General features: G+C 72.1%; 21 protein-coding genes and 1 pseudogene. 12 read left to right on the forward strand and 10 right to left on the reverse strand.

The features are described 5' to 3' along the window. Positions 1-370 precede the first annotated feature (370 nt). The 7 genes and pseudogenes from metK to OG933_RS44140 all read left to right on the forward strand — a co-directional run bounded on the left by metK (position 371) and on the right by OG933_RS44140 (position 7,606). The gene (gene metK / locus OG933_RS44110) at positions 371-1,579 is read left to right on the forward strand and encodes a methionine adenosyltransferase (RefSeq protein ID WP_405624822.1); all 1,209 of its coding nucleotides are present in this window, start codon (positions 371-373) and stop codon (positions 1,577-1,579) included. Positions 1,580-1,669: 90 nt separating this feature from the next. Further along, positions 1,670-2,653 (forward strand): carbohydrate kinase family protein, encoded by a 984-nt coding sequence (locus OG933_RS44115; RefSeq protein ID WP_405624820.1) that lies wholly within the window; start codon positions 1,670-1,672, stop codon positions 2,651-2,653. Continuing rightward, positions 2,650-6,153: a methionine synthase gene (metH, locus tag OG933_RS44120; protein WP_405624819.1), complete on the forward strand. Its 3,504-nt coding sequence runs from the start codon at positions 2,650-2,652 to the stop codon at positions 6,151-6,153. The genes OG933_RS44115 and metH overlap by 4 nt, the downstream gene beginning before the upstream one ends. After that, on the forward strand, positions 6,150-7,055 hold the full coding sequence (metF, locus tag OG933_RS44125) for a methylenetetrahydrofolate reductase [NAD(P)H] (RefSeq protein WP_405624817.1): 906 nt from the start codon (positions 6,150-6,152) through the stop codon (positions 7,053-7,055). Before metH ends, metF begins: the two co-directional genes overlap by 4 nt. A gap of 20 nt (positions 7,056-7,075) precedes the next feature. Beyond that, a pseudogene (locus OG933_RS44130) lies at positions 7,076-7,159 on the forward strand (adenosylhomocysteinase); the annotation flags it as partial. A gap of 20 nt (positions 7,160-7,179) precedes the next feature. Then, positions 7,180-7,308 carry a hypothetical protein gene (locus tag OG933_RS44135; RefSeq protein ID WP_362536714.1) on the forward strand — a complete coding sequence of 43 codons (129 nt, stop codon included), beginning with the start codon at positions 7,180-7,182 and terminating at the stop codon, positions 7,306-7,308. Positions 7,309-7,426: 118 nt separating this feature from the next. Then, the gene (locus tag OG933_RS44140) at positions 7,427-7,606 is read left to right on the forward strand and encodes a hypothetical protein (protein WP_362536712.1); all 180 of its coding nucleotides are present in this window, start codon (positions 7,427-7,429) and stop codon (positions 7,604-7,606) included. Here OG933_RS44140 and OG933_RS44145 read toward each other — a convergent pair. The 9 genes from OG933_RS44145 to OG933_RS44185 form a co-directional block, all read right to left on the reverse strand. Next, a complete protein-coding gene (locus OG933_RS44145; RefSeq protein WP_405624802.1) occupies positions 7,593-8,570 on the reverse strand; it encodes a 3-oxoacyl-ACP synthase III family protein in 978 nt (325 codons plus the stop codon). The genes OG933_RS44140 and OG933_RS44145 overlap by 14 nt on opposite strands. Before the next feature lie 130 nt (positions 8,571-8,700). Beyond that, entirely contained in the window at positions 8,701-9,870 is a 1,170-nt protein-coding gene (locus OG933_RS44150; protein ID WP_362536209.1) for a hydroxymethylglutaryl-CoA synthase, read from the reverse strand. Positions 9,871-9,873: 3 nt separating this feature from the next. Continuing rightward, positions 9,874-10,935 (reverse strand): hydroxymethylglutaryl-CoA reductase, encoded by a 1,062-nt coding sequence (locus OG933_RS44155; protein ID WP_159051356.1) that lies wholly within the window; start codon positions 10,933-10,935, stop codon positions 9,874-9,876. Further along, entirely contained in the window at positions 10,932-12,026 is a 1,095-nt protein-coding gene (gene fni, locus OG933_RS44160) for a type 2 isopentenyl-diphosphate Delta-isomerase (RefSeq protein WP_362536212.1), read from the reverse strand. Before fni ends, OG933_RS44155 begins: the two co-directional genes overlap by 4 nt. Next, positions 12,023-13,120, reverse strand: a complete 1,098-nt coding sequence (locus tag OG933_RS44165) for a phosphomevalonate kinase (RefSeq protein ID WP_405624815.1) — start codon at positions 13,118-13,120, stop codon at positions 12,023-12,025. The genes fni and OG933_RS44165 overlap by 4 nt, the downstream gene beginning before the upstream one ends. Beyond that, positions 13,117-14,160, reverse strand: coding sequence for a diphosphomevalonate decarboxylase (gene mvaD / locus OG933_RS44170; protein WP_405624814.1), 1,044 nt, complete (start codon positions 14,158-14,160; stop codon positions 13,117-13,119). The genes OG933_RS44165 and mvaD overlap by 4 nt, the downstream gene beginning before the upstream one ends. Then, entirely contained in the window at positions 14,150-15,139 is a 990-nt protein-coding gene (mvk, locus tag OG933_RS44175) for a mevalonate kinase (RefSeq protein WP_362536218.1), read from the reverse strand. The genes mvaD and mvk overlap by 11 nt, the downstream gene beginning before the upstream one ends. 514 nt (positions 15,140-15,653) lie before the next feature. Beyond that, a complete protein-coding gene (locus tag OG933_RS44180) occupies positions 15,654-15,902 on the reverse strand; it encodes a hypothetical protein (RefSeq protein ID WP_362536220.1) in 249 nt (82 codons plus the stop codon). After that, positions 15,899-16,579 carry a hypothetical protein gene (locus tag OG933_RS44185; RefSeq protein WP_405624811.1) on the reverse strand — a complete coding sequence of 227 codons (681 nt, stop codon included), beginning with the start codon at positions 16,577-16,579 and terminating at the stop codon, positions 15,899-15,901. The genes OG933_RS44180 and OG933_RS44185 overlap by 4 nt, the downstream gene beginning before the upstream one ends. Positions 16,580-17,144: 565 nt before the next feature. Between OG933_RS44185 and OG933_RS44190 the strand changes: the two genes are divergently transcribed. The 5 genes from OG933_RS44190 to OG933_RS44210 all read left to right on the forward strand — a co-directional run bounded on the left by OG933_RS44190 (position 17,145) and on the right by OG933_RS44210 (position 25,071). Beyond that, positions 17,145-19,145 carry an FAD/NAD(P)-binding protein gene (locus OG933_RS44190; RefSeq protein ID WP_405624810.1) on the forward strand — a complete coding sequence of 667 codons (2,001 nt, stop codon included), beginning with the start codon at positions 17,145-17,147 and terminating at the stop codon, positions 19,143-19,145. After that, positions 19,142-20,584 (forward strand): 3-carboxy-cis,cis-muconate cycloisomerase, encoded by a 1,443-nt coding sequence (gene pcaB, locus OG933_RS44195; protein ID WP_362536227.1) that lies wholly within the window; start codon positions 19,142-19,144, stop codon positions 20,582-20,584. The genes OG933_RS44190 and pcaB overlap by 4 nt, the downstream gene beginning before the upstream one ends. A 274-nt stretch (positions 20,585-20,858) precedes the next feature. Further along, on the forward strand, positions 20,859-22,463 hold the full coding sequence (locus OG933_RS44200) for an FAD-dependent oxidoreductase (RefSeq protein ID WP_405624809.1): 1,605 nt from the start codon (positions 20,859-20,861) through the stop codon (positions 22,461-22,463). A gap of 340 nt (positions 22,464-22,803) precedes the next feature. Further along, a complete protein-coding gene (locus OG933_RS44205; protein WP_405624808.1) occupies positions 22,804-24,534 on the forward strand; it encodes a cytochrome bc complex cytochrome b subunit in 1,731 nt (576 codons plus the stop codon). Between the two features lie 174 nt (positions 24,535-24,708). Then, the gene (locus tag OG933_RS44210) at positions 24,709-25,071 is read left to right on the forward strand and encodes a DUF3099 domain-containing protein (RefSeq protein WP_362536233.1); all 363 of its coding nucleotides are present in this window, start codon (positions 24,709-24,711) and stop codon (positions 25,069-25,071) included. Positions 25,072-25,194: 123 nt separating this feature from the next. Here OG933_RS44210 and OG933_RS44215 read toward each other — a convergent pair whose 3' ends face one another. After that, positions 25,195-25,956 (reverse strand): sigma factor-like helix-turn-helix DNA-binding protein, encoded by a 762-nt coding sequence (locus OG933_RS44215; RefSeq protein ID WP_362536235.1) that lies wholly within the window; start codon positions 25,954-25,956, stop codon positions 25,195-25,197. Positions 25,957-26,024 lie beyond the last annotated feature (68 nt).

The following is a 26,024-nucleotide window of genomic DNA, read 5'->3' on the forward strand; positions in this document are numbered from 1 at the left end:
CCCCGGCGGGACGGGATCCGGTGCAGGACGGACCGCGGGACGGGATCCGGCGCGGGACGGGATCCGGCGCGGGACGGGATCCGGTGCAGGACGGACCGCGGGACGGGATCCGGTGCAGGACGGATCGCAGGACGGGATCCGGTGCGGGACGGATCCGTTGCGGTACGGATCCGGTGCGCCACGGCACCGGCAGGTCCGCGCGCGCCGGCCCCGCCGCGGCGGAGCACAGCCGCATGGGCGATCCGCTCCGCTGCTGTTCCGCCGCTCTTCAAGTGCTCCTCGTTCGAGGTCGCACATCGTGGCTGTGACACGGGCGGCCCCCGCCCGCCTCGGACGCCCTTCGCCTGGGCCATCAACCATCTGGAGAGTCATGTCCCGACGTCTTTTCACCTCGGAGTCCGTGACCGAAGGACATCCCGACAAGATCGCGGACCGGATCAGCGACACGATCCTGGACGCGCTGCTGCGTCAGGACCCCGCCTCGCGGGTCGCGGTGGAGACGCTGATCACCACCGGCCAGGTGCACATCGCCGGCGAGGTCACCACCTCGGCCTACGCTCCGATCGCCCAGCTGGTGCGCGACGCCATCCTCGACATCGGCTACGACTCGTCGGCCAAGGGCTTCGACGGGGCCTCGTGCGGGGTGTCGCTGTCCATCGGCGCGCAGTCGGCGGACATCGCCCAGGGCGTGGACACGGCGTACGAGTCGCGGGTCGAGGGCGACGAGGACGAGCTGGACCGGCAGGGCGCCGGTGACCAGGGCCTGATGTTCGGCTACGCGACGGACGAGACGCCGAACCTGATGCCGCTGCCCATCGAGCTGGCGCACCGGCTCGCGCGCCGTCTGACGCAGGTCCGCAAGGACGGCACCGTCCCGTACCTGCGGCCCGACGGCAAGACGCAGGTCACCATCGAGTACGACGGTGACGAGGCGGTCCGCGTGGACACCGTGGTGGTCTCCTCGCAGCATGCCTCCGACATCGACCTGGAGTCCCTGCTCACGCCCGACATCCGCAAGGAGGTCGTCGAGCATGTGCTGGGACAGCTCGCCGACGAGGGGATCAAGCTGGAGACGGAGGGCTACCGCCTGCTGGTCAACCCGACGGGACGCTTCGAGATCGGCGGCCCGATGGGCGACGCGGGCCTGACCGGACGCAAGATCATCATCGACACGTACGGCGGAATGGCCCGCCACGGCGGCGGCGCCTTCTCCGGCAAGGACCCCTCCAAGGTGGACCGCAGCGCCGCGTACGCGATGCGCTGGGTGGCCAAGAACGTCGTCGCGGCCGGCCTGGCCTCGCGGTGCGAGGTGCAGGTGGCGTACGCGATCGGCAAGGCCGAGCCGGTGGGACTGTTCGTGGAGACCTTCGGCACCCACACCGTCGCGGTGGACAGGATCCAGCAGGCCATCGGGGAGGTCTTCGACCTGCGCCCGGCCGCGATCATCCGCGACCTCGACCTGCTGCGCCCGATCTACGCCCAGACCGCCGCCTACGGCCACTTCGGCCGCGAGCTGCCCGACTTCACCTGGGAACACACCGACCGCGCCCCGCAGCTCAAGGCAGCCGCGGGCATCTGAGCCCGGCACCCGGACGGCCGGGCCCGACGGCCGCGGCCGACGCTGCGCACCACCGGCGATCAGCGACTCGAAGCGAGCGAAGGAGTTCTTGTGCGCATCGCGGTGACAGGATCCATAGCCACCGACCATCTGATGGTTTTCCCCGGACGGATCGCCGACCAGCTGTTGCCCGACCAGCTCGCCCATGTCTCGCTGTCCTTCCTCGTCGACCGCCTGGAGGTGCGCCGGGGCGGCGTCGCCGCCAACATCGCCTTCGGCCTCGGCGGCTTCGGGCTGTCGCCGCTCCTGGTCGGGGCGGTCGGCACGGACTTCGCCGAGTACGAGGTGTGGCTGAAGGAGCACGGCGTCGACACCACGGGAGTGCGGGTCTGCGCCGAACGGCAGACGGCCCGCTTCATGTGCATCACCGACGAGGACGCCAACCAGATCGCCGCGTTCTACGCGGGCGCGATGACACAGGCACACGACATCGACCTGCGCGCCCTGTTCACCGGCCCCGACCGGCCGGGCCTGGTCCTCATCTCGCCCAACGATCCCTCGGCGATGCTGCGGCACACCGCCCAGTGCCGGGCCCTGGACATCCCCTTCGCGGCCGACCCCTCGCAGCAACTGGCCCGCCTGGACGGCGACCAGGTCCGTGCCCTGGTGGACGGCGCCACCTGGCTGTTCACCAACGAGTACGAGGCCGCGCTGCTGAAGGAGCGCACCGGCTTCAGCCATGACGACGTCCTCGCGGCCGCCGGCACCTGGGTGACCACCCTGGGCGAGAAGGGCGTACGCATCGAACGCGCCGGACAGAGCCCGCTCGTCGTGCCCGCGGTCCCCGACGCCGTCACGAGCGACCCGACCGGTGTCGGCGACGCCTTCCGCGCCGGTTTCCTGGCCGCCGTCAGCCACCGGGTGCCGCTGGAGGCCGCAGCCCGGCTGGGCAACGCGCTGGCCGCCGTGGTCCTCGGCGCGGTGGGCTCACAGTCCTACGAGGTCGACCCGGCACAGCTGGCCGCCGTCGTCGAGCGGACCTACGGTCCCCGGGCGAGCGGCCCGCTCGCATCCGTCCTCGGAGAACAGGCATGAGCGCCGGCCAGCAGGCCCGCATCGCCGCGTTCCGCGAGGCGCTCGCCACCCGCGTGGTGGTCGCCGACGGCGCGATGGGCACCATGCTCCAGGAACAGGAGCCCACCCTCGAGGACTTCGAGCAGCTCGAGGGCTGCAACGAGATCCTCAACGTCACCCGCCCCGACATCGTCCGCTCCGTGCACCGCGCGTACTTCGACGCGGGCGTCGACTGCGTCGAGACGAACACCTTCGGCGCCAACCACGCGGCCCTGGGCGAGTACGACATCGCCGGACGCGTCCACGAACTGTCCCGGGCCGGCGCCCGCGTGGCCCGCGAGGCGGCCGACGAGTACACCGGACGCGACGGCCGCCCGCGCTGGGTGCTGGGCTCCATCGGCCCCGGCACCAAACTGCCCACCCTGGGCCACGCCCCCTACACCGTCCTGCGCGACGCCTACCAGCAAAACGCCGAGGGCCTGGTCGCGGGCGGCGCCGACGCGCTGCTCGTCGAGACCACCCAGGACCTGCTGCAGACCAAGGCCTCCGTCCTCGGGGCCCGCCGCGGCCTTCAGGCGCTGGGCCTCGACGTGCCGCTCATCGTGTCCGTGACGGTGGAGACGACCGGCACGATGCTGCTCGGCTCCGAGATCGGTGCCGCGCTGACCGCGCTGGAACCCCTCGGCATCGACATGATCGGCCTGAACTGCGCGACCGGACCCGCCGAGATGAGCGAGCACCTGCGCTATCTGGCCCGCCACAGCCGCATCCGGCTGTCCTGCATGCCCAACGCGGGCCTGCCCGTGCTGGGCACGAACGGCGCCCACTACCCGCTGACCGCCTCCGAACTGGCCGACGCCCAGGAGAACTTCGTCCGCGAGTACGGCCTCTCGCTGGTTGGCGGCTGCTGCGGCACGACGCCCGAGCACCTGCGCCAGGTCGTCGAACGGGTCCGCGGCATGGCCCCGGCACCGCGGCAGCCGCAGCCCGAGCCCGGCGCCGCCTCGCTCTACCAGAGCGTGGCGTTCCGTCAGGACACCGCGTACATGGCGATTGGTGAGCGCACGAACGCCAACGGTTCGAAGAAGTTCCGTGAGGCGATGCTGGAGGGCCGCTGGGACGACTGTGTGGAGATGGCCCGGGACCAGATCCGTGAGGGCGCGCACATGCTGGACCTGTGTGTCGACTACGTGGGCCGTGACGGTGTCGCCGACATGGACGAGCTGGCCGGCCGCTTCGCCACCGCCTCCACGCTGCCGATCGTCCTGGACTCCACGGAGGTCCCCGTCATCCGGGCGGGCCTGGAGCGGCTCGGCGGCCGCGCGGTCATCAACTCCGTGAACTACGAGGACGGCGACGGTCCCGAGTCCCGTTTCGCCAAGGTGACCGCGCTGGCCCGGGAGCACGGCGCCGCGCTGATCGCGCTGACCATCGACGAGGAGGGCCAGGCCCGGACCGTCGAGACGAAGGTCGCCATCGCCGAGCGGCTCATCGAGGACCTGACGACGAACTGGGGCATCCAGGAGCCGGACATCCTCATCGACACCCTGACCTTCACCATCTGCACCGGCCAGGAGGAGTCCCGGGGGGACGGTATCGCGACGATCGGGGCGATCCGCGAGCTCAAGCGCCGCCGCCCGGACGTGCAGACCACGCTGGGCCTGTCGAACATCTCCTTCGGCCTGAACCCGGCCGCGCGGATCCTGCTCAACTCGGTCTTCCTCGACGAGTGTGTGAAGGCGGGCCTGGACTCGGCGATCGTCCACGCGTCGAAGATCCTGCCCATCGCCCGCTTCAGCGAGGAGGAGGTGCAGACCGCCCTCGACCTGATCCACGACCGCCGCGCCGAGGGCTACGACCCGCTGCAGAAGCTGATGGCGCTGTTCGAGGGCGCCACCACCAAGTCCCTGAAGGCGGGCAAGGCCGAGGAGCTGGCCGCGCTGCCGCTGGACGAGCGTCTCAAGCGGCGGATCATCGACGGCGAGAAGAACGGCCTGGACACCGACCTCGCCGAGGCCCTCCAGACCCGCCCCGCCCTCGACATCGTCAACGAGACGCTGCTGGACGGCATGAAGGTGGTCGGTGAACTGTTCGGTTCCGGCCAGATGCAGCTGCCGTTCGTGCTGCAGTCCGCCGAGGTCATGAAGACCGCCGTCGCCTACCTCGAACCGCACATGGAGAAGTCGGACGCCGAGGGCAAGGGCACCATCGTGCTGGCCACCGTGCGCGGCGACGTCCACGACATCGGCAAGAACCTCGTCGACATCATCCTGTCCAACAACGGCTACAACGTCGTCAACCTCGGCATCAAGCAGCCGCTCTCCGCGATCCTGGAGGCCGCCGCCGAGCACCGGGCCGACGTCATCGGCATGTCGGGTCTGCTGGTCAAGTCCACGGTGATCATGAAGGAGAACCTGCAGGAACTCAACACCCGTGGCCTGGCCGCGAACTACCCCGTCATCCTCGGCGGCGCCGCCCTCACCCGCGCCTACGTCGAACAGGACCTGCACGACATCTACCAGGGCGAGGTCCGCTACGCCCGCGACGCCTTCGAGGGCCTCTCCCTCATGGACGCCCTCATCGGCGTCAAGCGGGGCGTGCCCGGCGCGAAGCTGCCCGAACTCAAACAGCGCCGGGTCAGGACCACCGCGAGTGCCCTCGTCACACCGGAGCACCCCGAAGAGGCAGGACGCTCCGACATCGCCACCGACAACCGCGTGCCCGCACCGCCGTTCTGGGGCACCCGCGTCGTCAAGGGCATCCCCCTCAGGGAATACGCCTCCTGGCTCGACGAGAGCGCCCTGTTCAAGGGCCAGTGGGGCCTGAAGCAGACCCGCGCCGGCGACGGACCGAGCTACGAGGAACTCGTCGAGACCGAGGGCAGGCCCCGGCTGCGCGGCCTGCTGGACCGCCTCCAGACCGACAACCTCCTCGAGGCGGCCGTCGTCCACGGCTACTTCCGTGCCGTCTCCAAGGGCGACGACCTGATCCTGCTGGACGACAACGGCTCCGAACTGACCCGCTTCACCTTCCCCCGCCAGCGCCGCGGCCGCCGCCTGTGCCTGGCCGACTTCTTCCGCCCCCAGGAATCGGGGGAGAGCGACGTCGTCGGCCTCCAGGTCGTCACCGTCGGCTCCCGCATCGGCGAGGAGACCGCCAGGCTGTTCGAGTCGAACTCCTACCGCGACTACCTCGAACTGCACGGCCTGTCCGTGCAGCTGGCCGAAGCCCTCGCCGAGTACTGGCACGCACGCGTGCGCGGCGAACTCGGCATCGCCTCGGCCGACCCGGACTCCCTGGACGCCATGCTGCGTACCGAGTACCAGGGCTGCCGCTACTCCCTGGGCTACCCGGCCTGTCCCGACCTGGAGGACCGCGCCAAGATCGCCGGCCTGCTCCGGCCGGAGCGCATCGGCGTCCACCTGTCTGAGGAGTTCCAGCTGCACCCCGAACAGTCCACGGACGCGATCGTCGTGCACCACCCACAGGCCAGCTACTTCAACGCCGGAGGCCGCCCGTGACCACCCTGCGCGACACCCTCGGCCGGGGGACCCCGTCGTTCTCCTTCGAGTTCTTCCCGCCGAAGACGGCCCAGGGCGAACGGACGCTGTGGGAGGCGATCCGCCGGATCGAACCCCTCGCGCCGGCCTTCGTCTCGGTCACCTACGGCGCCGGCGGCTCCTCCCGGGACCGCACCGTCGAGGTGACCAAACGGATCGCGACCCAGACCACCCTGCGCCCCGTCGCCCATCTCACCGCGGTCGGCCACTCGGTGGCGGAGCTGCGCCACATCATCGGCCAGTACGCCGATGCCGGCGTGCGCGACGTCCTCGCCCTGCGCGGCGACCCGCCCGGCGACCCCAACGCCCCCTGGAGACGCCACCCCGACGGCTTCACCCACGCCCATGAACTGGTCGCTCTGGTCAAGGAGTCGGGCGACTTCAGCGTCGGCGTGGCCGCCTTCCCCGAGCGGCATCCGCGCTCGCCGGACTGGGACAGCGAGATCCGCCACTTCGTCGACAAGTGCAGGGCGGGCGCCGACTACGCCATCACCCAGATGTTCTTCCGCGTCGAGGACTATCTGCGGCTGCGCGACCGGGTGGCCGCCGCGGGCTGCGACACCCCGATCATCCCGGAGATCATGCCCGCCACCGACGTACGCCAGATCGCCCGCTTCGCCGCCCTCAGCGGCGCCGCCTTCCCCGAGGACCTGGCCCACCGCCTGGACGCCGTGCGCGACGAGCCCGCCGAAGGCCACCGCATCGGCGTCGAGCACGCCACCGCGATGGCCCAGCGCCTCCTCGCCGAAGGCGCCCCCGGACTGCACTACATCACGCTGAACCGCTCGACGGCGACGCTCGAAATCCACCGCAACGCAGCGAACCCAAGGAGTACCCGGCATGTCCTCGCAGCCCAGCACTGACGTCACGGACTTCAAGGTCGCTGACCACCGTGCGCCCCGAGCAGGCCGCCTGCATCGGCGTCGACGCCGCGGGCCCCTACAAGCCGGACCACTACCGCTACTGAGCCCACCCGAGGAGGACTAGATGTACGACACGCCGGAGGAGAACAACAGGCAGTACCAGGACGCCCAGGCCCTCGCCCCGCCGCTGCGGCTCGCCGGCATCGACGAGGACGACCCCCTGGAACCCCACGTCGTACGCGGCATCGACTGACGCCCCGCAGCGTGACGGATCCGCCCACGCCTGCGACGCCTTGCTCCTTCCACCGATCCACGAGTGAACCTTGGCAATCTCTGCGGATGATGACGAGCGCAGACACGCAGGTGCGGACATGAACAGCTTGCTGCGCGGCGGCCGGCGGTGGAAGAACTACTGCCTCCGCCGGATCTGGCGGTCCGTGGCGGCCTTCGGAGCCGGCCACGCCGCACCGGCTCCCGGCGCCGCCGCCGTGGCCGGACAGCGCGTCCGCCACGGCAGCCGGCCCTCGCAGGCCTCCGTCACCATTCGATGAGGGCGAGGCCTGCGGCCATGCCGCCGCCGAAGCCGGCGAGGAGGATGAGGTCGCCGGGGTGGAGGGCGTTGTTGCGGTGGGCTGTGTCGAGGGTGAGGGGGATGGAGGCGGCGCCGGTGTTGGCGTAGGTGGTGAGGGTCTGGTGCATGGTGGCGTGGGGGAGGGCGAGTTGGGTGAAGAGGTCGTCGAGCATGACGCCGTTGGCCTGGTGGGGGATGAAGTGGCGGATGTCGTCGGGGACGGTTCCGGCTTCGTGGAGGAATTCTTTGGTGAGTCGGGGGAGGTGGTCGGCGACGAAGCGGCGGACGCCGCGTCCGTCCATGGTGAAGTAGTGCTGGTCTTGTTGGAGGGTTTGGGTGGTGGTGGGCAGGCGGCTGCCGCCGGCGGGGACCTGGATGAGGTCGGAGTGTTCGCCGTAGGTGTGCAGGGTGAGGTGGCGGATGCGGGGGCCGGTGGTGGCGGGGCCGAGGATCATGGCGCCGGCGCCGTCGCCGAAGAGGACGGTGGTTTTGCGGTCGGTGGGGTTGAGGATGCGGGAGTAGAGGTCGGCGCCGATGATCAGGGCGTGGCCGCCTTTGCGGGCGAGGGTGCCTTCGGCGGCGCTGAGGGCGAAGATTTCGCCGGAGCAGACGGCGTTGATGTCGAATGCTGCTGCGTGGGTGGCGGCGAGGTTGTGCTGGACGTAGGCGGCGGTGGGTGGTTGGGGGCGGTCGGGTGTGGAGGTGGCGACGATGATGACGGTGAGTTCGGCGGCGGTGATGCCGGCGCAGTCCAGTGCGTTTCGGGCGGCTTGGGTGGCCAGGTCGGAGGTGGCTTGGTGGGTGGCGGCCCAGCGGCGTTCGCGGATGGCGGTTTTGGCGGTGATCCAGGCGTCGTCGACGCCGGCCGGTGCGCCGACCTCGTCGTTGGAGACGATCCGGTCCGGCACGTAGGCACCCGTACCGAGAATCCTGACGTCACTCATGCGGCTGCCCTCCCCTCATATGGTCTTTGACTGGCTGTACGGACGGCCGGCAGGTGCCGGGCCATGACAGGGCCGGATCGCGCGGGCGGGCTGTCAGGGTGCCCGCGCGATCCGGCCCTGAAGGGTGCCGCTAGCGCGCCTGGTAGAGGCGCTTGTGGCCGCTGATCCCGGCCAGCCGGAACGGGCCGGTGGTGTGCCGCTCGGTGGCGTGGTCGCCGCCGTCGGTGGGGAACGAGCGCTCGTGCAGGTCGCGGTAGCCGGCGAGGTCGACCGGCGTGCGCCGGGCGATGGCCTCACGGTTGGCGTCGGTGCGCAGGTTCTCCCGGTAGCCGGCGGTGACGGTCCCGGCGAAGAACTCGGCGACGCTGCCGGAGCCGTAACTGAGGAAGCCGATGGCCTTGCCGGTCAGGTCGTCGGCCTGGTCGAGCAGCGCGGCCAGGGCCAGGTACACGGACGCGGTGTAGCTGTTGCCGATGACCGTGTTGTAGGCCGTGGTCCGGCCGATGGCGGCGGTGACGGCGTCGTTGTCGGTGTCCTGGCCGCAGTAGTTCAGCAGGTGACGGTGGGCCTTGTAGGCCATCTTCGTGAACGGCTGGTGGTAGCAGAACGCGGCGAACTCCTCCAGCGTGCGGCCGCCCTGCTCGGTGTAGTCCTTCCAGGTGCCCTCCACCGCCTGCAGATAGGCGTTGATGGACTCGTGGCCGTCGACCAGGGCCTCGTTGCGGTAGTTGGGCCGCCAGAAGTCCATGACGTCGGCGGTGAACAGTCCCGACGGGTCCTCGATGCGTACCAGGGCGGGGTCCGCACCGACCAGCATGGCCACCGCCGCCGCGCCCTGCGTGGCCTCACCGGGGCTGTCCAGTTCGTACTTGGAGACATCGCTGGCGATCACAAGGACCTGCTGCGCGGGGTCGCGCCGCACCAGGCCGATGGCGAACTGGAGGGCGGCCGTCGCCCCGTAGCAGGCCTGCTTCAGCTCGACGATGCGGGTGGCCGACGGCAGCCCGAGCAGCGAGTGGACGTAGATGCCGGCCGCCTTCGCCTGGTCGATCGAGGACTCCGTGGCGAAGACGACCGTCCGTATCCGGTCGCTGCCGTGCCGGGCGATGACCGGCGCGGCGGCCGCGGCGGCCATCGTCACGATGTCCTCGTCGGCGCCGGGGATGCTCATCGACTCCTGGCCGATGCCGATGTGGTACTTGCCGATCTCGGTGCCGTTGTGGGCGGCGAGTTCGGTGTGCGGCAGGACGAACTCCGCTGTGGCAAAAGACAGATCGTGGATTCCGATGGAGAGGGACATGCCTTAGACACCAACCTTTGCGGTCTTGTTGTCGCGTTCCAGCTGGACGTGTGCGCGCATGAGCTCTCCCGGGTTCGTCTGCGCCGCGAGCAGCGAGAGCTCACCGCACAGCACGGTGGCCGCCGCGAGGACGGCGAGCCGGCGCGCGTTCTCGCCCGGGGCGCCTTCGGCCCGGCAGCCGAGCCGGGTCAGGTTCGTCTCCACGAAGCCGAGGCCCTTGCCGTTGCCGACCGTGCCGACGATCAGGTTGGGCAGGGTGCAGGCGAAGTAGAGGTCGCCGTCGCGGTCCTCGGCCATGACGACGCCCTGGGAGCCCTCGATGATGTTGGCCGCGTCCTGGCCGGTGGCCAGGTAGAACGCGAGCAGCATGTTCGCGTAGTGGGCGTTGGCCGAGCGGATGCCGCCGGCGAGGAGGGTGCCGAGCAGGTTCTTGCGGATGTTCAGCTCGACGATCTTCGCGGCCGTCGTGTGCAGGACGTCGGCCACCACGTCACGCGGCACGAGCAGCTCGGTGACCACGTTCTTGCCGCGGCCGAGGATGCCGTTGATGGCGGTGGCCTTCTTGTCCGTGCAGTAGTTGCCGGATATCGACCCGTAGGAGATGCCCGGGACGGTCTGCAGCAGGCGCGCCAGGAGCGCGTCGGAGGCGAGGGTCGCCATGTTGTGGCCGGAGGCGTCGCCGGTGGAGAACTCGAACCGGATGAACAGCAGGTTGGCGTTGATCTCGTGCCGGATGCCGATCAGCTCGGCGAACCTGCTGCACCCGCGCACGACTTCGCGCAGTTCGTCGATGCGGGCCTCGATGGTGCGTGCGGCCGTGAGCGCGGTCTGCGCGTCGGTGGCCTCGACGAGCACCGAACGCGTCATCCGCTCGTCGACGAGGGTGGCGACGATGCCCTTCTCGGCCAGCCGGGACACCTTCGCGCCCCGGCCCACCGACGGCCACAGCGGCGACTCGTAGGTGGCCAGCGGAACCTGGGTCTCGGTGTCGGCGACGTTCCCCGAGATGCGAAGGGGCCCCACCCACCGCATCGGGACTCCGGCGATCGCGTGTGCTTCAGTCATCGTGTGCTTCCCGTCATCTCGTGGAGGGCGTCGATGGAGCTGGAACGCTGGGCGAGCCGCCAGGTGTCGATGCCCCGGTCAAGGCAGAAGTTCCGCAGCTCGCCGTGGATCAGCAGATCGCAGCGCGAGAGGTCGGCGGGCGTGCGCGCGCCGAGCATGGTCTGCAGGGCGGCGAGCTGGTCGAGCCAGGTCGAGATCTGCGTGACGAGCGCAAGGACGCCGCTGTCGACCAGGGTGCGCAGGAACCCGCCGGAGGAGCCGACGGCGCGGGCGCCCAGGGCGAGGGCGCGGGCCACGTCGAGCGGGTTGCGGACCCCGCCGGAGGCCAGCACGGGGATGCCGACGTCCTGCGCGTCCAGGAGACAGGCGACGGTGGACTGGCCCCAGTTGTGCAGGAAGGCGTAGTCGGCGAGTTCGCGCCGGCCGTTCTCGATCCGGGCGAAGTCCGTGCCGCCGCGGCCGCTGACGTCCGCCGCGGCCACGCCGAGGTTCGGCAGCGCGAGGAGCGTCTGGCGGCTCAGCCCGTTGCCGACCTCCTTGACGATCACGGGTACGTCCACGGCCGCCGCGATCCGCTCGATCTGCGGCGCCCAGGACCCGAAGGACCGGTCGCCCTCCGGCATGGGGGTTTCCTGCGCCGTGTTGAGGTGGATCTGCAGGGCGTTCGCCTCGATCAGGTCGATGGCGCGCCGCGCGTTGTCGACCGACGCCGTCGCGTTGACGTTCGCGATGACGAACCCGTCCGGGTTCTGCGTGCGCAGCACCCGGAAGGTGTCCGCGCAGGAGGGGTCCTTGAAGTAGGCGTGCATGGAACCGGACGCGATGGCCACGCCGGTCTCGCGGGCGGCGGTGGCCAGGTCCGAGTTGATGGCCCCTGTCTTGACGCTGCCGCCGGTCATCGCGTTGATGTAGAGCGGTGCCTGCCAGGCGACGCCGGCGAAGGTCGTGGCCAGGGACACATCCGGCCGGTCGATGCCGGCCAGGGCGTGGTGGACGAACGACACATCGTCGAACTGGTTGCGTCCGCTGTGCGCATGCTGCTGCTCCATGGCGAGCCGGACGTGGTCGTCCTTGCGCTGAGCACTACTCATGGTTCGATCCCTTCTGTGGCGGGCCGGACGGGCAGGGGCAGCACCCCGGCCGCGGCCCACCGTTGCCGTACGTGCGAGATGTCGTGGGGGGCGCCGGCGTCGAGCAGGGCGATGCCGCAGTCGCCGCCTCCCGCGCCCGACGGCTTGGCGGCACCGCCGACGCCCTCGGCCGCGTCGCACAGCGCGCTCAGCGCGGGCGTGAAGATGCCGAGGCCGACCTCGTCGTCCAGGCGGGCCAGTTCCTGCCGGGCCCGCCGGATCTGATCGAGCAGCCCCGGACCGTCGCCGGCCTCGAGCGCGGTGACGGCGGCACGCACCAGGTCGCCGGTGGCCGCCACGAACCTGTGGTGCGAGGCGCTGCCCCGCCAGGTCCGCCGGTGCAGGTCGGACACGAGAGCCGTGGTCGAGGCCGGGCTGCGGGTCCAGCCGACCTGGAGGGCCAGTCCGGCCGGCGGCGGCAGCCGGCGTACCGAGAAACCGGGCCAGGGGGCGCTCAGTGCCTTGTGGACGCCGAGGCTGCGGGCCAGGTCGAGGACCTGGTCCCGGTCGGGTGCCCGGTAGGCGATCCAGCCGCCCCAGGTGCTGGCGGCGAGGTCGCCTCCGGAGCCCTTGGGGTCGATGCGGGCGCCGGCGAGCAGGGCCAGGCGGAACCGCTCGTCGGGCGTGAGCTTGAGACCGCAGTACGCCGACACGGCCGCGACGGTCGCCACGGTCACCGCACCGCTGGAACCCAGGCCGTATTTCCTGCCGCCGTCGTGCAGGGTGCTGCTGATCGAGATGTCCAACGGGGGCACCGGCAGGCCGCGTTCGGTGAGCAGGTCGCTCACGGTCTCGATCGCGGACTCCACATGGGGCGTCCGCCCGTCGCCTCCGGCCAGCCGGCCGTCCTGCCAGTGCCGGTGCAGCGCGCGCGGTGCGAGGTCGGAGGAGATGACGACGGTGCCGGGCTCCTCGGCGGTGGTCACGGTGGCGGTGAGGTACCGGTCGACGGCCACCAGGATCGCCTGGTTGCCGGGTTCGACCACCGCGTACTCGCCCGCGACGAACAACTTGCCCGGGGCGCGGCGGACCACGCTCCGCCGGCCGGTCGTCATCCGTCCTCGCTGAGCAGGCGGGCGCCCGGACCCGGCTTGGCGATGTGCACCGCGCCGCCGGGAGCGGCGCCGCGCACGGTCTCGGCGACCCGCTCCGCGTCCGCGCGCCGGCACAGCACCTTGACGTTCGGGCCGGCGTCCATCGTCACGTAGGCCGGCACGCCGTCCTGCCGGAGCCGCAGCACGCTGTCCAGGACGGTCAGCGAGGCCGGCGAGATGTACCGCACGGCGGGCCGCGCCGCCAGCATCGTGGCGTGCATGCCGAGCGCGTTGCGCTCCGCGATCTCGCCCACCGCGGGAAGGTCGCCGCGGCTCAGCGCCGCCCGCATGTCGGCCAGGTCGGCCTTGCTGGAGAGCGCCCACGGCTCGTACAGCGGGGAGGTGTCGACGGTGCGGCGCATGGCCTCCCGGCTGGAGACCTCCTTGGGGCCCGCGTTGACGACGGCGATGACGAGTGCCGGGTCCAGGCCGCCGGCCTCGACCGGTTCGGCGTACGAACTCAGGTCCGCCTGCGTGGCGGTGCCCGTGGTCGTGCCGGCGTGCCACACGGCGAAGCCGCCGAAGACCGACCGCGAGGCCGATCCGGATCCGCGCCGGGCCAGGCGTGACAGGGCGGCGGCATCGAGGTCCAGGCCGTACGCGGCGGCCGCGGCGACGGCGAGCGCGGCGAACCCGCTCGCGGAGGACGCCAGACCCGCGCCGGTGGGGACGGTGTTCTCGGTGTCGACGACGGCCCGCCGGCCGAGGCCGGCCCGCTCGCGCACCAGGTCCAGGAACGCGACGATGCGCCGTGCGGCCTCGCCCGTCGCGGGCCGGCCGTTGAACGTGAGCGTGTCGTGCTCCGCCTCGTCGGCGAGCCGGACACGGGTGGTCGTGGGGAAGATGTCCAGGGTCATCGACAGGCTGTCGGTGCGGGGCAGGAACAGCCGCTCGTCGCTCTTGCCCCAGTACTTGATCAGCGCGATGTTCGGGTGCGCGACGGCGGTGGCGTCCGCCGCCCCGTCTGGCACCCGCGGTCGCACAAGCTGTTCAGAGCGCACGGCCGACCAGCCTCCTCAGCGGCACGACCCACGTCTGTACGGCGCCGGCCTCGTGCAGTTGCCGGGTGACCTCCCGGGCCTGGTCCGGCTGGGTCATGGCGAGGACGCAGCCGCCCAGCCCGCCACCGGTGATCTTCGCGCCGAGACTGCCCGCCCTGAGCGCCGCCCCGACCATCGCGTCGATCCGGTCGGTGCTCAGACCGGCGGCCCGCATCAGCTCGTGATAACCCGTCAGCCGCGCGCCGAACTCTTCTTGTTCGCCCTCTGCGAGCGCCTGCTCGGCCTCGGCGACGAGCTCCGCGGCACGGCGCAGGAACCTGTCCTGCGCCCCGGCCTCCCGCCCGAATCCCGCACGCAGCAGCTCGACCGCCTCCTTGGTGCTGCCCGCGGTGCCGCTGTCGGCGACGATGAACAGGCCGTCGCAGCCGATGCTCAACTCCCGTGCCTCGCCTGCCTGGAACCGCAGCGGGCCCGCCGCGCAGACGGCCTTGGTGTCCACGCCGCTGGCCCGGCCGTGTGTTTCGTTCTCGGCCGCCTGCACCAGGTCGAACGCCGTGCTCTCGGCCAGTTCGAGACCGAAGAGGTCGGCGAGGGCAAGGACGATCGCCCGCGAGTGCGCGGCGCTCGAGCCGAGCCCGCGGCCGGGCGGGATGGCGCCGTCGAGGATCACGTCGAGGTGCGTGGTGTCCTTGACGCCCGTGCGCTCCTTGAAGGCCGCGGTCAGCCGGCGCAGGCCGTCGGAGACGCGCGTCACCACCTCCCTCGACGCGGAGCCGGTCATGGTGAAGGACAACTCGCCCTGGGCGTCGGCGGCGGGCGACGACCTTCCGGCGCTCGCCGTGGCCGTGAGCTGCGGAATCGGCAGAGCGAGCGCCGCTGTCCCGTACACGACCGCGTGCTCTCCCAGCAGGATGGCCTTGGCATGGGCGCGGCCGATGCCGACTGAGCGAGCCCGGCGGTCTTCCGAAACCCTTTCCACTGAGGTCGGTGGAGTCGTCAACCCACTCAGCTCCCCTTGTCGTTGCTGCGGCGAGATCGCGTCGTCCGGATCTCTAGGAAGAAAAAAGGCAGGACGTCAGGCACCCGTCCGCACCCGGCAGCGCAGGCTGGCGCGAAGGTGCGACGGGGTGTGTGGACACGCAGGTGCCGGGCGCCGTTGCCGCCACGGCGCGCGGGATCGACGCGAACTGCCGTGCGTGCACAAGTGGTTGAATGCGGAGAAAGTCGGTGCCCTGCGTCGCCGAAGTCCGGTCCGTCCTGTGCGGACCGGCGGCCGCGGCACCCAAACCGCTGTCCCCCGGCCGTTTTTGGGCAGGGGGGATGTGCGTAGATAGTGACACGGGGGTCGTCCTCGCGCCAAGAGCACCGAAAAGTGACCTGGGCCACTTCGGCCGGGGCCCGTTCGCGCAGCATGCCGCCCCCCGCCCGGCGGTCACGCCCGAAGGCGCGACCGCCGGGCAGGGGGCGGCGAGGTCGCGCGCGTATGCCGTGGGTCACCGGGCTGCCGACGCCTGCTGCGTCGCGCGGGCCCCGCCGGCGTGATGGCGCGGCGAGGGCCGGGGCGGGCGCTGCAGGGCGATCTCGGTGAGCTCGTCGATGTCGAACTGCGAGCGGCAGTTCGGCGCTCCGTAGCGGGTGATCTTCCCGCGGCTCACCCACTTGCGGATGGTCGCCTCGGACACCCCCACGGCGAGCGCCGCCACATTCGTGGGGACGAGCCTGTGGCGCGGCGGTTTCATCATACGGTGACACCCTTTCGCTGCTGCTCCATGAGCCGCCTCAGGTTCAGCCATTCGGTCATTTCCCATGAATGTCCCGCGGAGCACTCGATGCTCCGGCTCCCCGAATTCCCGATGTTTTTCAGGGAAGCGCTGATCGTCCCGCCGCAGTTGTCCACCACGCACTTCCGGATGAGCGCGTGCAGGCCGCTGGGGTCGGGGTCTATTGTGCTGCGCAACTCGACCACCAGATTCTCGATCTCGTCCGCGAAATCGGCGGCCGGCGGCTGGGCCGCCAACCACTCCAGATGCCGTGTCAGAAACCTTGCCAACTGCGGCACCGAGCGCGCCGGTGCGGGGACCGTCAGCTGTTCCACGACGATTTCCGACCAGGACTCGAGCGTCGCGAGGATGTTGTGCCGGGCATCCAGCACCGAGATGTTCAGACGGTCCCGCCGGAGACTTCCCGACACCTTGGTCGGGTTGGTCCGCCTGGGCGTCGGCGCCACGTGGTGCAGGCTCTCCTGGTGCAGCCCGGGGAGTGCTCGCAGACTGCGTTCCACCTGTCCGACGCAGGCGGCGCAGAGCAGGGACCCGGCGGCGGCGCGGCTTTCCTCGTCGTGACTTCTGGTGCACGGGCCGACCGTCATCGAATCTCCTTCATGAGGCGGCTCGCCCTCCGCAACCTTCATGAATTCCATATGTTTTCCCTGCTGGTCACGGCAGTGAATGCAGGACGGGTGGCCCCGGATCGAGGCCACAATAAAGATCGCGATTTCGGATGAATTATTCCGTACCCCATGGCCCCCGCCGTTTCCGAACTCCTGCGTGCGCGTCGCGCGCTCGCGGCCGATCGATTCTCCGAGGGGACAGAAGATTCCCCTCCCATATCCCTGGCGAGCCGGTGAGATTCCGGCCCGAAGCGGGATCGGTGACGCTTTTCGACGAACCTACCGACCCGCGCTGGAGTCCCGATACAGCCCCGTTCGCGGCCCGCCAGGGAGCGCCGAATGCCGGATTCCGCGCCGCCTTCCCGTTTCTCGAGCGAGGTTCCACCCGAATCTGAGCCTTTGTTGAGCGCCTGGCCCGACGGTGGCGGAGAAAGGAGGCACTGTGGACGGTACGCATGGAGGCGAACGCGCAGTAAGCGTCGCAGGCACCGCAGGGCCGCGCACACCGGCGGCCTCTCCGAGGGTCCCGGGCGACCCGGTCCCGGCCGGCTGCCCGGCACCAGGAGAGCCCACCGTGTCCACAGGAAGCGGAGCCATGACGCATGTGCAGATCTGTCTCGTCGGCGCGGGACCGCGCGGCCTTTCCGTACTGGAACGGCTCTGTGCGCAGGAACGGAAGTCGCCGCGCTGGGACGCCGTCACCGTCCACGTGGTCGATCCGGACCCGCCGGGCGCGGGACGGGTGTGGCGCCCGACGCAGTCCCGCCACCTGCTGATGAACACCGTGGCCTCGCAGGTCACGGTCTACACCGACGCCAGCGTCCGCATCGACGGCCCGCTGGACGAGGGGCCGAGCCTGTACCAGTGGGCGAAGGCCCTGACCTCGGGCACCCTGGAGACCGACGCGCAGTGCGGATACGGCGACGACGTCCTTGCCGAGGCCGACCGGCTCGGCCCCGACAGCTACCCCACGCGCGCCCTGTACGGCTGCTATCTGACATGGGCGTTCCGGCGGGTCGTCGCCAACGCCGCCGCCCACGTGACGGTGCGCACGCACGCGGTACGCGCCGTCGCCCTCGAGGACGAGGCCGGCGAGAAGGCCGGCGGGGCGGGGCCGCAGACCGTCGTCCTGGAGGACGGCACCCGGCTCGCCGCGATGTCCGCGGTCGTCCTCGCCCAGGGCCATGTGCCGGTCGAACCCTCCGGCGCGCAGCGCGAGATGAGCGCGTACGCCGAACGCCACGGGCTGACCTACCTGGCCCCGGCCAACCCGGCCGACGTGGACCTGTCCGGCATCAGGCCCGGCGAGCCCGTGCTGCTGCGCGGGCTCGGGCTCAACTTCTTCGACTACCTGGCCCTGTTCACCCACGGCCGGGGCGGCGCCTTCACCCGCGTCGACGGCCGGCTCGTCTACCGGCCCTCCGGCCGCGAACCGCGCCTGTACGCCGGCTCCCGGCGCGGCGTGCCCTACCAGGCGCGCGGCGAGAACGAGAAGGGCGCCCACGGCCGCCACCACCCCAGGCTGCTGACCGCCGGCCACATCGCCGGGCTGCGCGGCCGCGACCCGCAGCGCGCAGCCATCGACTTCGCCGCCGACCTGTGGCCGCTCATCACCAAGGAGGTGTGCGGCGTCTCCTACGCGGCGCTGCTCGCGGCGCGCGGTGAACCCCCGTCCGTCATCGAGGACTTCGTCGAAAAGTTTCTGCACGCCGAACCGGGGGAGGAGGAGGCCCGGCTCCTCGACGACAGCGGTGTCCCCGCCGCCGAGCGCTGGGACTGGGAGCGCGTCGCGCGCCCCTACGGCAGCCGCGCCCTCACCGACCAGGCCGCCTTCCGCACCTGGCTGCGCGGCCACCTCGACGAGGACGTCCGCCTGGCCCGCCAGGGCAACGTCAGCGGACCGTTCAAGGCCGCCCTCGACGTCCTGCGGGACCTGCGCAACGAGCTGCGGCTCGCCGTCGACCACGCCGGCCTGAGCGCCGAGTCCCACCGTGACCACCTCGACGGCTGGTACACCCCGCTCAACGCCTATCTGTCCATCGGCCCGCCCGTCTCCCGCATCGAGGAGATGGCCGCGCTCCTGGACGCCGGCATCCTCGACGTGACCGGCCCCGGCCTGCGCGTGGCCACCGACGAGGACGACCCGCTCGGCCCCTGCTTCACGGCGACGTCGAGCGAGATACCCGGGGTGCGGGTGCGGGCCACCGTCCTCATCGAGGCCCGCCTGCCCGAGACCGACCTGCGGCGCACCGCGGACCCGCTGATGAGCCAGCTGCTGCGCACCGGACAGTGCCGCCCCTTCCGCATTCCCGGACCGGACGGTCACGGCGGCGCCGACTACGAGACCGGTGGCCTCGCCGTCTCCGAGCGGCCCTACCGGCTCCTCGACGCCCAAGGGGTCCCGCATCCGCGGCGCTTCGCCTACGGGGTGCCCACCGAGTCCGTGCACTGGGTCACCGCCGCCGGCATCAGACCGGGCGTCGGCTCGGTCACCCTCGAAGACTCCGACGCGATCGCGGCGGCCGTCCTCGCCCTGCCCGAACTGCCCACTGCCGCACCGCAACCGAAGACCAGGAAAGCGAGGGCGAGCGCATGACCTCCCTGTACGAGGACCAGCGCACGCACGTCCTCGGCGCCCACCTGGACGCCGGGCTGCTGTCGCCGGTCAGGGCGGGCACCCCCGTCGAGGCCGCCGTCGGCGACCGCGCCTGGCTGCAGGCGATGCTCGACGCGGAGGCGGGGCTGGCCCGCGCCCAGGCCCGCTGCGGCACGGTCCCCGCCCAGGCGGCCGCGGCCATCACCGCCGCCGCCCACGCCGACCTGCTCGACGTACGCGAACTGGCGCTGGCCGCGCGGGAGACCGCGAACCCGGTCGTGGGCCTGGTCAAGGCCTTCACCGCCGTCGTCGCCGAACGCTCCCCGCAGGCCGCCGAGTACGTGCACCGTGGCTCGACCAGCCAGGACGTCTTCGACACCGGTGCGATGCTGGTCGCCCAGCGGGCGCTACGGCTGATCGTCGCCGACCTGCGGGCGGTGGCCGACGCGCTGGCCGCACTCGCCGCCGCGCACCGGGACACCGTGATGGCGGGCCGCACCCTCGCCCTGCACGCCGTGCCCACCACCTTCGGCCTGAAGGCGGCCGGGTGGCGCGGGCTGGTCCTGGACGCCGCCGAACGCCTGGAACGGCTCACCGGCGGCGGGCTCCCGGTCGCGCTCGGCGGCGCGGCCGGCACGCTCGCCGGCTACCTCCAGTACGCCGGTGAGGGCGCCGACCCCGCCCGCGTACTCGACTCGCTCGGCGCCGCGTTCGCCGACGAGACGGGCCTGGCCGTACCCGTACTGCCCTGGCACGCCCTGCGCACCCCGGTCGCCGACCTGGGGACCGCGCTCGCCCACACCGCCGGCGCCCTCGGCAAGATCGCCGCGGACGTGCTGGTGCTCACCCGCACCGAGATCGGCGAAGTGGCCGAGCCGTCGGTCGCCGGGAGGGGCGCCTCCTCGGCGATGCCGCACAAGCGCAACCCCGTGCTCGCCACCCTGATCCGCTCCGCCGCCCTCCAGGTGCCCGCGCTGGCCACCGTACTTCTCCAGTGCCTGCCCACCGAGGACGAGCGGTCGGCCGGGATGTGGCACGCCGAATGGCAGCCGCTGCGCGAGGCCCTGCGGCTGACCGGCGGCGCCGCGCACACGGCCGTCGAACTCGCCCGGGGGCTCGCCGTCCACCCGGAGCGGATGCGGGTCAACCTCCAGGCGACCGGCGGCCGGCTCGTCTCCGAACGCGTCTCGGCCGTCCTCGCCCCGCGCATGGGAAAGACGGCCGCCAAGGAACTGCTCACCCAGGCCTCGGTGCTCGCCTCCCGCACGGGTCTGCCGCTCGGCGACATCCTGGCCGAACTCCCGCAACTGGCGGGCGTGCTGAGCCGCGAGGAGGTGACGGCCCTGCTCGACCCGGCCGGATACACGGGCGTCGCCGGCCCGCTCGTGGACCGGGCCCTGACGACGGCACCGCAGCGCACGCGGACCCCGTCGCCCTGAGCACCTCCCCACGGCATACGGAGCAGAGCGGCGCACGCCGACGCCGGCGTGCGCCGCCCTGGCGCGGGCTGCCGGGAGCCGCCCGCGCTGTCATGACGCACCCGCGGGCACCGCGCCGCGGCACAGGCCCGCGAGCCCCCCGGCACCGAGCCCGGAGCACCCCCGGACGGCACGGCCGAACCCTGTGCGGACCGCGGCCGGAGCCCGCCGGCCGGGCCTTCCTGCCCGCACCCGCCCCGTGCCCGTACTCGAATCCCTCTCGTGCCCCCCTCGAATGCCGCTCGAGACGCCGCTGAACCTGGCCGCCTCGACGGCCCCGCGGCGCATGATGCAAGCACAACGCACAGGGGAGGCGGCCGAGTTGGGTCTGGACGCACGTGTTGCCGACACAAGCGGGGGGCACGGCCATGCCGTGGTGATCGGCTCCGGCCTCGCCGGGCTCACCGCGGCGCGGGCGCTGGGGGCATTCATGGACCGGGTCACCGTGATCGAACGCGACTGGCTGCCCCGCGGCCCCGGCCGCCGCCGCGGCGTGCCCCAGGCCCGGCACACCCACAGCCTCACGACCGCCGCCACCGAGGGCCTTCAGCGGCTGTTCCCCGGTATCCGCCAGGAACTCGTGCGCGCCGGAGCGGTCCACGTCCGCGTCCCCGAGGACATGCTGCTGCTCGGCCCGGCCGGCTGGCTGCCCCGCTTCGACGCGGGCCTCACCCTGCTCAGCGCCGGCCGCGACCTGATCGACGCGACGGTACGCGACCGGCTGCGCGCCGACCCCAAGGTGACCTTCCTGCCCGAGCACGAGGTCGTCGCCCTCCAGCCCGGCCCTCAGGACACCGTCACCGGCGTATGGGCCCGCGGCCGGGACCGCAAGGCCCCCGACGGGTTCGCCCCCCGGCGCCTGATCGCCGCCGAGTTCGTGGTGGACGCCTGCGGACGCGGCTCCCGCGCCCCGCAGTGGCTCGCCGAGGCGGGCTACACGCCGCCCGACGAATCCGCGGCCGCCGCCGGGACGACGTACGCCACCACCCTGTACGCGCCGCCGGTCGGCCATGTCGCCGACTTCAAGAGCCTGATGCACATGGCCGCGCCCGGCGACCCGCGCCAGGCCGTGCTCCACCCCGTCGAGGGCGGCCGCTGGTCGGTGACGATCGGCGCCGGCGACGGCACCCGGCCGCCCACCGACCACGCGGAACTCCTGCACGCCGCCGGCTCCCTGCGCGAGCCGCTGCTGCGCGACCTCATCGAGACCGCCACCCCGCTCGGCCCCGTCTACACCTGCCGCGCCGAGAGCCGCTGGCGGCACTACGACAAGCTGCGGCGCTTTCCCGACCAGTTCCTCGTCGTCGGTGACGCCCTCGCCGCTCTCGACCCGGCCCACGGCCACGGCATGACCTTCGCCGTGGAGTGTGCTCTCGTCCTCGACCATCTGCTCACCGCCCACGGCACCGCCGTCGGCATCGGCTACCGCCTGCGCCGGGCCCTGGCCCACCGCATCGCCCCCGCCTGGCGCTCGAGCACCGGACCCCTGGGCCCGCCGAGCGGGCTGCGCGGCCGGCTCGGCAGGCGGTACGCGTCCCGGCTCGCGGCCGCCGCGACCGCCGACCGGCATGCGGCGACACTGCTGCTGCTCGCGCACGAGTCCCTCGCCCCGCCCGCCGCCCTGCGGCCGCGCGCCCTGCGGGCCGCGCTGCGCCCCCGGGCCGAGGTCCCCGCGGCGCCGCCCACCGCCACCCACACCCCCGACGCCCGCCGGCGCCGGCCCGCCGTGCCCACGGCACCCGTCATCGGCGTCACCACCGGCTCCACCGCGCCCCGCCCCGCCGGCTCCTCGGCCCACTGGCCCGCCGCGGCCCCGGCCGGCGATCGCCGACGACCGTGAACTCCCCAGCGTTTACACGCCACATGGCGCAATCAACGCCGTCGCGGCCCACCTCGCACCCTCATACGCTCTGCGTCATGACAGAGGAGGAGCAACCGGTCGCCGGCACAGCAGTCCGCTCACAGGCGCGTGCCCCACGACTCTCTCAAGAGTCACTGGAGCCGCCACTCGAGGATCACTTGAGCGCGGTTGTTCGGGTTCACCACGCGTCGATAGCGTTTCATCCGCTCCAGGGCACGGGCCCGCTTGCGCCGCGGCAGGCCGTCCTCACCACCGACCGCTCGCCGGCCGGCGTAGGTGTGCCTGTGACAGCCGAGCGGCGAGGGGAGGGCGCGCAGGTATGAGCACGACCGAAGAGGCGCCACAGGGCGCGCGCACATTACCGTCCAAGGGCGAACGCGTCGCCGACTGGGCGGACGGGCGGCTCGGGATCTACAGCTTGCGGTTTCTGGTCCGCAAGGTCTTTCCCGACCACTGGTCGTTCATGATCGGCGAGATTGCGCTCTACAGCTTCATCGTGCTGATCCTCACCGGTGTCTGGCTCACGATGTTCTTCGACCCGAGCATGACCGAGACGGTCTACGACGGGTCGTACGCCCCGCTGCACGGCATCCCGATGTCCCAGGCCTACGCCACCACCATCGAGATCAGTTTCGATGTGCGCGGCGGCCTGTTCATCCGTCAGCTGCACCACTGGTCCGCGCTGATCATGATCGGCGCGCTCATGATGCACACGCTGCGGCACTTCCTCACCGGATCGTTCCGCAAGCCGCGCGAGGCCAACTGGCTGATCGGCTTCGTGATCCTCGTGCTGGTCACCCTGGAGGGCTTCGTCGGATACTCACTCCCCGACGACCTGCTCTCCGGCACCGGCCTGCGCATCGCCGAAGGCGTCACGCTCGCCATCCCGGTGGTCGGCACCTATCTGACGCTGTTCCTGTTCGGCGGCGAATACCCGGGACACGACGTCATCCCCCGGTTCTACAGCATCCACATCCTGCTGATCCCGGGCATCGTCCTGGCCCTGGTCGCCCTCCACCTGCTCCTGGTCTTCTACCACAAGCACACCCAGTTCCGGGGCCCCGGCCGTACCAACAACAACGTCGTCGGCCAGCCCCTGATGCCGCACTACACGGCCAAGGCCGGCGGGTTCTTCTTCCTCGTCTCCGGCCTGCTCGCGCTGTTGGCCGGCATCGCCCAGATCAACCCCGTGTGGACCTACGGCCCCTACCGCTCCGACCAGATCTCCCAGGGCTCCCAGCCCGACTGGTACATGGGCTTCCTCGAAGGCGCCCTGCGCGCCATGCCCGCCTGGGAGTTCGTCCTGCCCGGCGGCTACACCGTCAACATGAGCGTCCTGCTGCCGGCCGTCATCCTGCCCGGGGTCATGATGGTGGTGTTCGCCATGTGGCCGTTCCTGGAGGCCTGGGGCACCGGCGACAAACGCGAACACCACCTGCTGGACCGGCCCCGCGAGAAGCCCACCCGCACCGCGTTCGGCCTCGCCTTCGTCTCCTTCTACCTGGTGCTGTTCTTCGGCGGCGCCAACGACGTCCTGGCCGAGCGCTTCCACCTGTCCCTGAACTCGATCACCTGGGCCGTGCGCATCGGACTCTTCCTCGTCCCGATGCTGGTGTACGTCATCACCAAGCGGATCTGCCTCGGCCTGCAGCGGCGCGACCGCGACAAGCTCCTCCACGGCCGCGAGACCGGACGGATCAAGCGGCTGCCGCACGGCGAGTTCGTCGAGGTCCACGAGCGCATCGACCGCGGGCTGGAGTACAAGCTGCTGTCCAGGGAGATACCCGAAGTCCTGCCGGCTCCGGAGCCGGCGGACGAGGACGGCGTACCCGACCCGGACATCCGCGGGAAGCGGCGGCGCCACCGGCTCAGCCGCTGGCTGTACGGCGACGAGGTCCCCACGCCGACCGTGCAGGAGATGCAACGCGCCCTGGAGCACCTCGGCCACGCGCCCTCGCCCAACGGCCACGCGTCCTCGCTCAACGGGCACCCGGTCGACGCCGGACACGCCGCCATCGGTGAGCGGGAGCAGGACCAGCAGGTGCACTGACCCGGGCACGGCACGCACGGCCGGCCGGTGAACACACGGCGCGGGTGATCAGGGGACGGTCACCCGCGCCGCTGTCGTGCCACGCCCGCCGGGCCGTGTGCGCGGCGGACGGGGAGCGCGCCTTCGGCAGGGCGACGGCCGCCCGCCCCAGTTGCCCCGACCCACGGAGGTCCGATGAGCCGCAGTCCATGGCGCCGGGGCGCAACCCGGGCCGATTCCATCACCGGGGCCCGCATCGGCCTGACGCAGGATCTGCGCGGCCGTCAGCGCCGCTATGTCACGGCCATGCTGGTGCGCAGCGCCTGCGTGGTCGTGATGGCGCTCACCTGGAGCCGCTGGCCGGCCGTCGCGGTGTGCGCGCTGGTCGGCGGGGTCGTCATCCCCTACGTCGCCGTCGTCGCCGCCCAGGCGGGATGGCGGCAGCAGCGGGGCGTGCGCGCCGAACTGGCCCGGCCGGACCCGGACCCCGAACCCGTGCCCCGTGTCGTCCTCGAACCGACCCTGATCCTGCCGCCGGAACGGGACACGGCGGGCTGAGCCGGAAGACGGGGCAGAACCGGAAGACGGGGCTGAGCCGGAAGACGGGGCAGAACCGGAAGGCGGGGGAGAGCCGGGCACCGGGGGAGCCGGCACACGAACGCCCCACCCGGAGCAGGCCGCTCAGCGGGCCCGGTTCGCCTCGCGGAGCAGGGCGCAGGCCTCGGCCACCGGGTCGGCGTGCCGGTCGTTGCCGGGGTGGACGACCAGGTGGACGCGCTGGACCCGCCCGTCCACGACGTCGAGCACCATGGTGTGCAGGACGGCGCCGTCCCGGTCGCGGAAGACCCAGCCGGGCCTGGCACCGACCCGGCTCTCCTCGAGCGTGACGCCGACGCGCACCAGGGGCGCGACGATCGCGGCGATCACCCGGGCGGCGTTCCCGGCGCCCTCCACGCACGACGGCCAGGGCAGCGGCTCGCGCCCGCCGTCGCTGACCGCCGCGACGGCGGCGAGGAGCTGGCGGCAGGCCTCCTGGGAGCACCCGAGGGCCGACGCGATCCGCGCCTCGTCGCATCCGAACGCCTCGTGCAGCACGAAGACGGCGCGCTCGAGCGGGGACAGCCGCTCCAGCACCAGCAGGGCCGACAGCGACAGCGAGTCCGCCAGCTCCGCCGGCCGGTCCGCGTCCCCGGGGCCGTCGCCGAGGAGCGGACCGACGAGTTCTCCCCGCTCGGCGCGGGCCGAGCGCAGGGCCCTGGCCGCCACCCGGGTGACCTCGGCCGCCAGATACCCCTCGGCCGGCTCGGGCCGCGCAGGCGCGGCCATCCAGCGCAGCCAGGCCGCCTGGACGGCGTACCGGGCCGTTCGCTCGTCACCCACGATCCGGTAGGCGATCGCGAACAGCAGGGGCCGCAGCCTCGCGAACTCCTCGGCTTTGATCACACCGGCTCCTCGGCGCTGACTGCGGCGGCCGTCGCACGGTCCGCAGGAGGGGCGGGGCGTGCCCGCCG

Origin of the sequence: Streptomyces sp. NBC_00016 (assembly GCF_045040885.1) — a bacterium.
In the GTDB taxonomy this organism is placed as follows: Bacteria; Actinomycetota; Actinomycetes; order Streptomycetales; family Streptomycetaceae; genus Streptomyces; species Streptomyces coriariae.

What these genes read in the sequence shown, in the direction of transcription:
- OG933_RS44210 (WP_362536233.1), top strand. Translation starts at nt 24,709, where the DNA reads ATGAGCCGCAGTCCATGGCGCCGGGGCGCAACCCGGGCCGATTCCATC.
- OG933_RS44145 (WP_405624802.1), bottom strand. Translation starts at nt 8,570, where the DNA reads ATGAGTGACGTCAGGATTCTCGGTACGGGTGCCTACGTGCCGGACCGG.
- OG933_RS44140 (WP_362536712.1), top strand. Translation starts at nt 7,427, where the DNA reads ATGAACAGCTTGCTGCGCGGCGGCCGGCGGTGGAAGAACTACTGCCTC.
- metH (WP_405624819.1), top strand. Translation starts at nt 2,650, where the DNA reads ATGAGCGCCGGCCAGCAGGCCCGCATCGCCGCGTTCCGCGAGGCGCTC.
- OG933_RS44180 (WP_362536220.1), bottom strand. Translation starts at nt 15,902, where the DNA reads ATGATGAAACCGCCGCGCCACAGGCTCGTCCCCACGAATGTGGCGGCG.
- metK (WP_405624822.1), top strand. Translation starts at nt 371, where the DNA reads ATGTCCCGACGTCTTTTCACCTCGGAGTCCGTGACCGAAGGACATCCC.
- OG933_RS44155 (WP_159051356.1), bottom strand. Translation starts at nt 10,935, where the DNA reads ATGACTGAAGCACACGCGATCGCCGGAGTCCCGATGCGGTGGGTGGGG.
- OG933_RS44200 (WP_405624809.1), top strand. Translation starts at nt 20,859, where the DNA reads ATGCCGCTCGAGACGCCGCTGAACCTGGCCGCCTCGACGGCCCCGCGG.
- OG933_RS44185 (WP_405624811.1), bottom strand. Translation starts at nt 16,579, where the DNA reads ATGGAATTCATGAAGGTTGCGGAGGGCGAGCCGCCTCATGAAGGAGAT.
- pcaB (WP_362536227.1), top strand. Translation starts at nt 19,142, where the DNA reads ATGACCTCCCTGTACGAGGACCAGCGCACGCACGTCCTCGGCGCCCAC.
- OG933_RS44190 (WP_405624810.1), top strand. Translation starts at nt 17,145, where the DNA reads ATGACGCATGTGCAGATCTGTCTCGTCGGCGCGGGACCGCGCGGCCTT.
- OG933_RS44165 (WP_405624815.1), bottom strand. Translation starts at nt 13,120, where the DNA reads ATGACGACCGGCCGGCGGAGCGTGGTCCGCCGCGCCCCGGGCAAGTTG.
- OG933_RS44150 (WP_362536209.1), bottom strand. Translation starts at nt 9,870, where the DNA reads ATGTCCCTCTCCATCGGAATCCACGATCTGTCTTTTGCCACAGCGGAG.
- OG933_RS44135 (WP_362536714.1), top strand. Translation starts at nt 7,180, where the DNA reads ATGTACGACACGCCGGAGGAGAACAACAGGCAGTACCAGGACGCCCAG.
- OG933_RS44205 (WP_405624808.1), top strand. Translation starts at nt 22,804, where the DNA reads ATGAGCACGACCGAAGAGGCGCCACAGGGCGCGCGCACATTACCGTCC.
- fni (WP_362536212.1), bottom strand. Translation starts at nt 12,026, where the DNA reads ATGAGTAGTGCTCAGCGCAAGGACGACCACGTCCGGCTCGCCATGGAG.